9 protein-coding genes and 1 pseudogene are annotated in these 10,960 nt (G+C 38.6%); 2 read left to right on the top strand and 8 right to left on the bottom strand.

Going from position 1 to position 10,960, the window contains the following annotated elements; translation table 11 throughout:
• Nucleotides 1-151: 151 nt before the first annotated feature.
• Nucleotides 152-355, top strand: a pseudogene (locus CSC79_RS18700) (hypothetical protein); the annotation flags it as partial.
• Nucleotides 356-457: 102 nt separating this feature from the next.
• On the opposite strand, the gene CSC79_RS18695 reads toward CSC79_RS18700, so the two are convergent.
• Nucleotides 458-1,147, bottom strand: coding sequence for a VC0807 family protein (locus CSC79_RS18695; protein ID WP_099297462.1), 690 nt, complete (start codon nt 1,145-1,147; stop codon nt 458-460).
• Nucleotides 1,148-1,586: 439 nt separating this feature from the next.
• Between CSC79_RS18695 and CSC79_RS18690 the strand changes: the two genes are divergently transcribed.
• Nucleotides 1,587-3,611: an ATP-binding protein gene (locus tag CSC79_RS18690; protein ID WP_099297460.1), complete on the top strand. Its 2,025-nt coding sequence runs from the start codon at nt 1,587-1,589 to the stop codon at nt 3,609-3,611.
• A 474-nt stretch (nt 3,612-4,085) separates the two neighbouring features.
• Here CSC79_RS18690 and CSC79_RS18685 read toward each other — a convergent pair whose 3' ends face one another.
• The 7 genes from CSC79_RS18685 to CSC79_RS18650 form a co-directional block, all read right to left on the bottom strand.
• Nucleotides 4,086-4,946 (bottom strand): DMT family transporter, encoded by an 861-nt coding sequence (locus tag CSC79_RS18685; RefSeq protein ID WP_099297458.1) that lies wholly within the window; start codon nt 4,944-4,946, stop codon nt 4,086-4,088.
• A gap of 483 nt (nt 4,947-5,429) precedes the next feature.
• Nucleotides 5,430-7,091 (bottom strand): methyl-accepting chemotaxis protein, encoded by a 1,662-nt coding sequence (locus CSC79_RS18675; RefSeq protein WP_099297454.1) that lies wholly within the window; start codon nt 7,089-7,091, stop codon nt 5,430-5,432.
• Between the two features lie 167 nt (nt 7,092-7,258).
• Entirely contained in the window at nt 7,259-8,248 is a 990-nt protein-coding gene (locus tag CSC79_RS18670) for a Gfo/Idh/MocA family oxidoreductase (protein WP_099297452.1), read from the bottom strand.
• Nucleotides 8,245-9,054 carry a class I SAM-dependent methyltransferase gene (locus CSC79_RS18665; RefSeq protein WP_099297450.1) on the bottom strand — a complete coding sequence of 270 codons (810 nt, stop codon included), beginning with the start codon at nt 9,052-9,054 and terminating at the stop codon, nt 8,245-8,247. The genes CSC79_RS18670 and CSC79_RS18665 overlap by 4 nt, the downstream gene beginning before the upstream one ends.
• Before the next feature lie 37 nt (nt 9,055-9,091).
• On the bottom strand, nt 9,092-9,931 hold the full coding sequence (locus tag CSC79_RS18660) for a GGDEF domain-containing protein (RefSeq protein ID WP_099297448.1): 840 nt from the start codon (nt 9,929-9,931) through the stop codon (nt 9,092-9,094).
• Between the two features lie 55 nt (nt 9,932-9,986).
• Nucleotides 9,987-10,349 (bottom strand): hypothetical protein, encoded by a 363-nt coding sequence (locus tag CSC79_RS18655; protein ID WP_099297446.1) that lies wholly within the window; start codon nt 10,347-10,349, stop codon nt 9,987-9,989.
• 64 nt (nt 10,350-10,413) lie between these two features.
• A complete protein-coding gene (locus tag CSC79_RS18650; RefSeq protein ID WP_099297444.1) occupies nt 10,414-10,833 on the bottom strand; it encodes a DUF3429 domain-containing protein in 420 nt (139 codons plus the stop codon).
• Nucleotides 10,834-10,960 lie beyond the last annotated feature (127 nt).

The following is a 10,960-nucleotide window of genomic DNA, read 5'->3' as shown; positions in this document are numbered from 1 at the left end:
AAAGCGCGCAAGAGCTTATTACATGTGCTTTGGGAGCAAGAACAATGGCTTGATAAATACTTGCTAAATGAAAGTGATACACAAGTAAAGGGTGAATAACGATTACTTTAATCGAGGCCGTGAGCACAAGAAGACCCACTCTTAATCTCACGGCACTTTCCCTATGCAAAGTGAGCGTATGTACGCTGCCCTCAAAGGATTAGGTAAAGAAGCTCGCTTGGTTATGCTGCCATACGAAGCACATGGCTATAAAGCGCGCAAGAGCTTATTACATGTGCTTTGGGAGCAAGAACAATGGCTTGATAAATACTTGTTAGCGGATAAAACACCTGTTGAAGTTTCTCAAGCGCAATAGTGTATTAATGAAAATAAGCGCGGTAAATGAAGTAAATTTGAAGCGCCGCGCTTGTTTTATGTTGTTTTAAACAATGCAAATGGTTCACTAACATTGAACATATTATTGCAATATAAAGTCATCAATAGGTTGCTTTGTCAGCTTACCTATTTGCATAAAGGTAAAGATAATCGCACCAACCAACAACACCATTGTAGGGGCAACAATGACCGGGTAACTGAGCCATGTCATGCGACCTAACTCTTCTGCGTACTCAGTTGTACCAGGCATACTAACCACAATGGCTTTAGCCAAAAAATAATTTAATGTTGCTGATAAAAAGAACGCACTAGCAACAATAAATCCCGCTAACCGCATTTTTTTATCAAAAACAGCTGTATTATTTTGATCATCAAGGGCTTGAGTAAGCTTTTCAATATCTAACAGTTCAGGGTTAATTAATAACTTTCTGATCAGTGGGTAGGGGGTGTATTGGCTAATAAGTACGATGATGCCAATAATGGCTGGCACCATCGCTTCCTTAATGGCGATGTACTTAGGGTCAAGTTCAAATAAACTTATTCCCCCAGTGAGTAAGACACTTATAATCCCTAATATAGAGAAAAAATTAACTTTCCCAGATTGCTTGAGTTCCCATAAGCCAAAAAATAACGGAAATGCGAGTGCAACAACAACCGCCCAGACAGGACCAAGTGTGTCCGGTGTACTAAAACGACTTAGGATAACCGCAGGTAAAATAATATTAAAAATAAGGTTACTGAAAAAATTACTTTTCTTTTTTTGAGTTGTCATAGGTTTATTTTTCTTACTTCAATTGGATTTAGTATATACATATCTGCTAGTAAGATACATATTTCTAATTCGACATTCTTATTATACGTACTAGGGTCTGTTTATCTTTCAATGCTATACAGGCGCTGCCCTTGGGGTTCTGCCTAGGGACGATTTACTTTTTGTTGCTTACATGGATGGTGGTAAGGGGCATGAGCAGGACGCGTAAGCTTTGCTTGGTTTTTACTTAGCCCACTAGGTTGCAAACCTCGCGCCGCGACTAAAACGCCCCTGGCTTGAATAAATTTTAATCCGCAAAGATAAACAGACCCCAAAGTTTGTAAAGAGTGTTTAAAGCTCAGTTAAGTACAATAAAAGCATAAGATTAATTGACCTTTAACAGAGGGTATCTTATTGTTAAAAACGGTTCATTTTGTTTTGTAAACAAGGAAGGAAACGGTTGAAATTCCTACGAAGATTTCACGATATTGTATCGGATCAAACTCAAAGTTTTGATGAAAAAATTTATAGTTTATTGAGTTTTGGGCTCGAAGTATTCAATCTCGATATTGCGATTGTGAGTAAAATAGCCGAAGAATCTTACCTCGTTAAGTATGTAATCACACCCGATGACTCATTGCCTGTTAACACAAGTTTTGAATTATCAGGAACTTATTGCCTTCACACATTAGCGGCTGACGGTGCACTGGCGTTTCATCAAGCATCCACCAGCCGAATTGCAAACCATCCCTGTTATATAAATTTTCAGTTGGAGTCGTATATTGGTGCACCTATAAAGGTGGGCGCAGAGACCTATGGCACAGTTAACTTTTCTGCATCTAAAGCATCCAAACCTTTTACAGAACAAGCTTACGACTACGTCGAGCTATTTGCACAGTGGCTAGGGGCTGAGTTTGCAAGGCGAATGGCATCCAAGCAGTTAATAAAAAATAACAACACACTGCTCAAACTTGAGAGTGTAGCTAATATTGGAACGTGGGAGGTGGATTTATTAAATAGAAAAGTAACGTGCAGTGATCAAGTAAGACGAATATATCAAGTTCCTATGTCATTTCAACCAGACCTTAAGTCAACGACTGAGTTCTTTAAAGCAGGAAAAAGCCAAGAGGACATAAACAAAGCCGTTGAAAAAGCAATAAAATCGGGTGAAAAATGGCACTTAGAGCTTGAGTTGTTGACTGCGAAGGGCAAGCATATTTGGGTATCATCCTTTGGCGAGGCTGAAATGGTTGATGGCAAATGTGTTAGGTTATTTGGGACACTTCAAGAGGTTACAGAGTCAGTTGAATTGAGACTTGCGTTAAAAAATAAACAAGCTTTAGCGCAAAGGATGCTAGAAGACCGAAGTATGCTATTAGCTAAAATAAGCCATGAACTTCGCACACCGTTAAATGGTATAACTGGAATGCTGACAACTTTGTTAGGCGAGAAAGATGAAACCCGTCGCGTAGAAAAATTAAAAGTAGCGCTAAGAAGTGCAGATATTCTATTGAATATCATTAATGAAGTAATGGATTTTTCAAAAATAAATCACGGTGAATTAAAGCTCGAGCCTAATCATTTTCTATTAAAAACTATTTTTGTTGATTTGATCTCCTTATACATCCCATTATTTAAGGCAGCAAAAGTTGAATTTAAAACCAATATTAATGTTGCTGATGATTGTTGGGCATACTGCGATAACACGAGATTGAGTCAAATTGTTTCTAATTTATTAAGTAATGCGCTTAAATTTACCGAAGCTGGCTGTGTTGAATTTTCAGTGATTGCAGTGAAATCGAATAACGATTTATCACTTGATATCAAAGTTAGTGACACTGGAAGAGGAATGACTGAAGCATTTCTAGAATCACTTTTTTCTCCGTTCACGCAAGAAGTAGATAGACAAAAAAGCGTAGGGGGCAGTGGCCTAGGTTTAGCGATAGTCAAAGAGCTTGTTGAATACATGAGTGGCTCCATTATTGTGGACAGTACTTACCTCCAAGGCACTACTTTTTCTTTGCATATCCCCTTAAAGGTAGGCAAAAGGCAGGACGAGACGTTACAAGCAAGTGATGGCACAATAGATACCAGTTGTTTATCTGTGCTGGTGGTTGATGATAATCAAATCAATCGGCTCGTTTTAGATGCATCATTAGAAAAACTTAATATAAAAGCTGATATGGCCGTTGATGGTCAAGATGCGGTGTTTAAATGTAAACAGCATAAGTATGACCTCATATTTATGGATTGCGTGATGCCTGTGTTAGATGGCCTTGAAGCTACTCAAATATTGAGAGAACAAAATATCAGCACTGTTGAAGACACGCTCATTGTAGCTTTAACAGCCAATACGTCTGCAACCGATAAACTGGCATGTACGGAAGCTGGCATGGATATGTTTATATCAAAGCCATTTAAGTTGCATGCAATAGAAGAAGCGGTAAAAAGAGTGATAGAAAAGCGAGCATCAAACAAATCGTAAACGACACATGTCTATTTAATGTGATAAATGCGATGAACTTACCCAAACTACCGCAAGGTACTAGCTTCAGTTGGAACTAAAAGCGATTTAGGCAGGGCACTGATTGCAAGTTATATTGGTTCTATTGTTAAAATCAATAACACAGTATAAATCGTTTTTAGATCAGCTATTTGAGCGTTTCACAGGTACTGCCACTATTGCAACGTAACGTCTTGAGATTAAGCACCCGTGTAACGCTGAATTCTGTATATAGAGGTGGCTTGGGTATTCACCTTTACTTCGCTGTTTCAAGCGTCTTAATAGAGAAAGTTGTGTTCATAGCTGTTGCCTATTAAAGAGCCGAATCGTAATGTTTCGGCCTGTATTGGAGTGACTATTTTTAAAGGTAACACCAATTCTGAGCAGCTCATTCAATAAGCAGAGTAAGCAATGCATAAAGCATTTGACTGAAATCATATTGCATTAAACTAAAAATTAGTTACTTTTTGAATTGGACATAGAGCTACCAATAGAAGCAACAATTACCAGCAAAATTGCGAGCCACTGCCACATACTCAACAGTTCTGCAAGAATTATAAAACCAGCTAAAGCAGCAACAGCTGGCTCCAAACTCATCATAATGCTAAAACCTTGTGCCGGCATATTGCGAAGTGCAACCATTTCTAGCGTGTAGGGGAGTGCACTTGACATGATTGCTACTAAAAACCCAAGCGGAATAACTTCCCAACTCAGTAAAGCTAAACCTTGGTGAAATGCGCCATAAGGCACTAGCACAATGGCAGCAACGCTCATTCCCAATGCAACCGTCATTCCGCCTGAACCCTGATTTCCGGTTTTTTTGCCAAACAAAATATAAAAGGCCCAGCAGGCACCCGCACCTAAGGCTAAAATTACACCTAAAGGGTCTAAGCGTTCTTCACCATTCATATCTGGAAGCAGTAAAACTATGCCAGTTATTGCACATGCAACCCAAAATAAATCGCGTTTTTTTCGTGAAGATAATAAGGCCACAGCCAAGGGGCCTGTGAACTCAAGGGCAACAGCAATGCCAAGAGGGATAAGCTCAATGGCATAGTAAAACAAAATATTCATGCCTCCTAGGCTTAAACCATAGACAATGACAGGTACGCGCTGACCTAAAGGAGGAAACGTTTTCCAAGGTTTAAAGACAAGGCATAAAATAGCAGCAGAAAAACCTAAACGTAAGGCGGTGGTGCCTTCAGGGCCAATCAAAGGAAACAGTTGTTTTGCAACTGACGCGCCAGATTGAATAGTGACCATAGCCAGCAATACACAAATAACCGCAATAAAAAATGGATGGATAGAGCGCAGCATCACTGTCCTTTTGAAAATGGTGAAGCTAAATTTGCGGCGATTCTACTTACCTTTTGGCTTTTAAGAAATGTTTTTCGATAAATACCATGATTGTTATAGACGCCTGTAACCAACTTGATCTTGATTTGCCGCATAAGCACTTGCTTTAAAATGATTTTTAATCAGCTATTCAAAATTGCCATGGCTAAATGCACGGCAGACCAAGTAGTCTATGCCAAAGCCACATCAGGATACACAATTCAGCGTTTCACAGTGGCTAAATATCGAGGCATTACTTTGCCACAATGGCAGACCCTCTTAGAAAGTAACAACCATAAGAATAAGTACTTGTGAAATGCCCAAACGGCTGGTTTATAAGCGATTTATACTGCGTTATCGATTTTTACAATAGAACAACTAACTTGCAATCAATGCCTTGCTAAATCACTGTTAACTGCAACTAACACTCACGTCTTGAGGTGGTTTGGGTATACAAGTAAATGGTCAATTGAGTTTAAATCGGTTAATTTGCGTATTCAAGTTATTCGCTAAGTCGGCAAGCTCACTGGATGATTGCGAAATTTTCTCCGTCTGCATTTGAGTTTGTCGACTTGTGTCTTGCACATCATTGAGCCGTTGCGCAATGTCTTCCGTTACCTGTGATTGCTCCTCAGATGCCGACGCAATAGTCAAGTTTGCATCAGAGATTGAATTTGCTTGAATGCTGATCTCTTTGAGCATATCCCCCACTTTTTCTGAATTGATTACTGCCTCCTTAATCTGGTTATCACTAGCGCGTATTCGCTCAGTAACAGCACTACTAGCAGACTGGAGTGAGGTAATTTTTTCTTGTATCTCGATGGTTGAACTTTGCGTTCTGCTTGCTAAAGTTCTTACTTCGTCTGCGACTACAGCAAACCCTCGGCCTTGTTCGCCCGCCCGAGCAGCTTCGATAGCTGCATTGAGTGCCAATAAATTAGTTTGCTCGGCAATATTACTGATTACACTAAGTATAACAGTCACTTCGTTGACTGAGTTTTCAAGGTTGTTAAGATCTCCTAAAGATTCAGTTAATGTTGTTGCAACTGATTCGACCGATTTTATTCCTTGAACGACAACACTTAAACCTTGTTGGGTTTTTTCATTTGCAGATGTTGCACTTTGCGCCGCTTCAGCACAGTTTTGCGACACTTCTTTTACGGCTGTTGAGTTCTCGTATACCGAACTTGAAATGATTTCAATGGCATGGCTTTGTTTATCATTTAATACTTTAGCTTGTTGAGAAACCTCATCAAGGTTGTTTGCAGAAATTTGCGCTTGTTCTGATTGACTATTTATTTCTTTAAGCAAGTTTGAAAGCTTATCAATCATTACATTAAAGCTATCGGCAAGTTTTGCAATTTCATCATTCCCAGAATGCTCAATATAGCGTGATAAATCGCCTTGAGAGATTCTATTTGCCTCTTTAATGAGTCGTTGTGTTGTTTTAATAACTTTTTTCTCAAGCTGCAAGTAGCATAAAATTAATGTGACGATAATGGCAAGTACAACTAGTGTGCTGGTAAAACTTAACGTAGTCACCCGGCTGTTGTTTTCACTCACAAGTGCTGCGCTTTTTACTTTAATTGAGGATAAAAAGGCCTGCACAGGTTGTTGAATTTTTTCTACCTCGGCCATATATGCTGCATCAGTTAAAAGAGAAATAGCCGCAATCCAGTTGTTTGTTTCTTGGTCATTTAATTGGTTGGGTGATTTACCAATAAGGTTTGCGATCATCGCAAATGCTTTTTCTTCAGTGTTTATTAAATCCAGAGACAGGCTGTTAGATTTTTCGAGTAATGCAAGGTCGGAAGCTGCCACATTGTATTGTTTTAGACGTGTCACATAGCTTCTTTTTGTACCATCCAACCAAGCAATATCACCTTGAATTTGCCCTACGAGTTCAAAATAATCATCTTTATAACTTTGCTCTAGTGTCACAACATGCTGGCGTGCAAGCTCTGTTAATTTGATTGAATTAGACGACGATAACTTAGCTAGATGACTTAAAGAGTAGCGTTGTTGAGCAGAATATTGACTCTCCTCTAAGCCTTCTTTGAGTAAAAGTATAATAACCAATAAGCCGACTGCGAGGCTGATGGTTGCTGCGAAAACTGCGCGTAACATATACCTAATAGACAAGATAGCCACCGATGAGCTTGTTGTTGTTATTAATAAATATAGTGCAATAAAAAATAAAATGTAAAAAAGATAAAGAGGTTTTTATACTGTGTGCAATGCCTATATTAGGGTACAGGATTTGGGGCTGCAGCTTGGCAGCCCTATTGTTTGCATTAAGTTAAGTCGTTGGGGTAAACAACCCCGAGTTGTTGTCTTGCTTGATCAAGAACAGCCATTACATGCTGAGATAATTTATGGGTATTTACTGAAGATTCGCTGGATTTTGCATTTATTGTTGAAATAAAATGCACGATTTCATGACGCATATAGTTTTCATCAAACTCAGACGATAAGTTTTCTACAGAACCGTTGTTTGCGATAAAGGTGATATTTTTAAGTAATGACACTGACTCTATTCGAATACGACCTTTCTCACCTTGGATTTCAGTAAAGTTATCGCCTTGTGATATTTTTGAGTAATTAATGACCGCTTGCTTGGTATCATAATTAAGTAATATATCGCCGGCACCGTCAACACCGGTATCAAGCAAAATGCCACTTGCTTGTACGCTATTTGGTGGTCCCCACAATGCGATTATAATGTATAATGGGTATATGCCTAAATCGACTAATGCGCCATTGGCAAATTCAGGTAAAAAGGTATTGGGTTGTTCACCATTTTTATATTTGTCATAGCGCGAAGAATATTGACTAAATTGACCGATATATTTTCTTGGCGTACCAATTTTATTAATCGCTAATTTTAATCGTTCAAAGTTTGGAAGAAGTGTGGTCATCATCGCTTCCATATAGAGGCACTGGTTTTGCTTTGCTGCTTTAATTATTTTTGTTAGTTCAGCACTGTTAGCGGCAGAGGGCTTTTCACCAAGCACATGCTTTTTTGCTTCTAAACAACAAATTGCATAGTTCATGTGTAAGCTATTTGGTGCGGCAATGTAAACGGCATCTACCTGTTTGTCAGCACACACTTGCTCAATGTTAGTAAATACTTTGGCGTCGAGTTGATTATGCTTTGCTAAAAAAGCTTCACCGGTTGATACCTCACGTGAGCATACGCCATAAAGGGTAAATTCGCTGACTGTGAGTGCTGCTTTTAATAAAGTATCACTAATAAAGTTTGTCCCAACGATTACAAAGTTCATGCATTGTCCCTTTTATAAAATTGTGTAAGCCATTGCTGCCAGTCGGCTTCTAATTTTAACATTTGTTGATGCTTTTTTGCTTTAAAGTGCTTTTGTTTATCTTCGTCAAAGCAAAACGGACCTGCTCGGCACAGGCCACAATGATTTTTGGTTAAATAGCTTGGGTAGCTAAACACATTACATAGCGCATTGTTTTGCTCTGGGCTAAATACATAGGTAATTCCACTAGTATCTTTGACGTGCTTGTCTCTATCGACGTTGCGGATTTTATAGCCAGGGAATTGTGTTATGTCAAAGTTCATTTGGCCGAGGTAATGTGCATCAAGATTTTGGACTAAGCTACCTTCAATGTTCCAATGTAAGTACGGTTTCACATCTTTAGAAGTAATATAGCAAAGTTGAGCTCCAGCTTTATCAAGAGCGAACTGGCAGGCGTTCTTTATAAATTGATGTAATAGAGCCCGATTGAGTGTGTTGGCACTTGTTGATTGAGTTTGTGATTTAAAAACATGCTCACTTTTAAAAGCAGGAATGAGAGGAAATTGAAATATCACCAGATCAAACTTTTGCTCGCCTAGGCGTTGCCAATCAGATTGGCAGGTTACGTCAAACTGAGTCAGTACACTAACCGCGGCTTTTTCTAATAATTCGAATGCGTTATCACTGTATTTATCGCAAAGAGTTTTTTTACTGTCGTAGGTTGATGCAACAAGGGTGCTGGGTTTAATTGCATTAAACAGAGCATATGAAAAAGACAGATCGCCATCACCCACAGTGAGGATGCGCCATTTAGGGTTTAAATACATTTAATTATTCATTAGATTCATTCATACAATAATTATATCAAAAAGATGCTTTGCTGCGTTCCGCTTTATGTGATTTATCAATATACATATTTTGATCTGCATTATGTAAAATGGTATCAGGGTCTTGCTCTGCGCAAATTGGAGCAATGCCAATGCTTACACTCACCTGAAATTCCCTCATATCTGCCGTTAAGTATTCACGAAGCTCATTCAAATTAGGGCTGTCGTCATTACAAAATGCAATGAATTCATCGCCGCCAAGCCGAAAGCAATTGTGTTGTTTAAACTTATTAGACAATCGTTTGGCAAAGCTGGTTAAAATGAGGTCGCCACATTGGTGGCCATATTTATCATTTGCGAATTTAAAGTTATCTAGGTCAAAATAATAAACACGCTGGTAATGGTTTTTCAGTTGTTCAAAGCGAGTGAAGCACGCGCGACGATTACCTAAGCTAGTCAATTGGTCTTGGTTTGCTTCTAATTCTAATTGTTGCTGAAGGGCTTGGCTAAGTTGTATTTCGTGGTTTAATTTTCTAATCGTCTTGCGCTTTTCTATAATTAATAGATATAAACCCATACAAGTTAATAAAAAGCCAATATTTTTAAGGGCAGTATCGAAAAGCAAAACAGGAAAAATTTCTGTATCGATTAGATCATCAAGCAAATCTAATACAAGCCCTGTGCAATAGATAAGCCATGCAGAAACTAAGAGTTTGTTACTAATGTATGCATATACTTGTAATGTCAACGATACTGATAGCGCAGCCCAAAAAAGCTCCTCTATAATATCAATATCAAACAGTTCACTGTAGAAAAGCTGCAAGCTACACACTAGAACAAACAGCCAAATTATTACTATCCAATAGGGGTGCTTCATCACATACCTTATGCTAAGTCGTTATTTAAGGTATAGCAGAAAAAACCACAGCAAGTTAGTTTTCAGTTGCTCGTTTGTGAGCCACAGCCAACAAAGCTATTCGGGTTTTCAGCCCTTCGATGGCGATTTGCTTTAGAATCAGGTTAAATGTAATCAAAACAGCAAACACAATATGCACTGGTCCATGCGTAAAACCTGCTGTGGGATCAAAAATCATGACACCAAATAACAGGAAAAGTACCACTAAGAATATTTCGATTAACTGGTTTGAATAAAACGATAAACGTCCTTCTCCTTTGCGATCCTTTTTTATATGTATAGCACAAAAAAATGGCAGTACTTTAATCTTGAACAAGCCATTTTTTTCAACATAATTTTCACCGAGTTGATCGAGTTGTTGGCGCAATTGGTCTATCATGCAAGCTCCTTAATATAAGGAGGCAGATACTACAACATTCAACCCTTGAGCACCACAGCGGCGTTTACTCTGGGTAGACACTCATGCCAATCATTAATATATGGCATACAAAAACAACGGATGTCAGAATAAATCGCATTTTTTGGTAGTCAGGGTGATATGTTTTCCACGCTAATGTCGACTTTTCAAAAAATAATACAAGCCAAAAACTCGTGCCCAGCCATGCAAGCATCCATTCAATAGGTAAAAATGTAAGAAAAGGAATTGGTATAACAGGGGCGACAGCTTTGATTGCGCCGCTGTAACTTTGATTGCCAGCATGCCATTGGTTACCGGCCATAAACGCTAAGATAGCGATACTGTAAAAGGTAAAAAACTCCAGGTTAACACTATTGCTGCCAGTAATTAATGGCCACCCCACACAACCAAGAAAGGGCAATAAGCCTAAATAACCAAGTTGGATGTGATTGATAAATTTTTCCATTACAGCAGACCCTTAAAATACAGTTTCATAGCGCCGCTATTGTAGCAGCAATACACTCAACAAAGTAAATACGTAATGTGGATTATAAAAGTTCAATCTGAAAAGTTGATTGTTTTAATCTAAACAA

This window comes from Pseudoalteromonas sp. 3D05 (assembly GCF_002723455.1).
GTDB lineage: Bacteria > Pseudomonadota > Gammaproteobacteria > Enterobacterales > Alteromonadaceae > Pseudoalteromonas.
The sequence above is the reverse complement of the archived record's forward strand: the minus strand, read 5'-3'. Positions and strand labels throughout refer to the sequence as shown.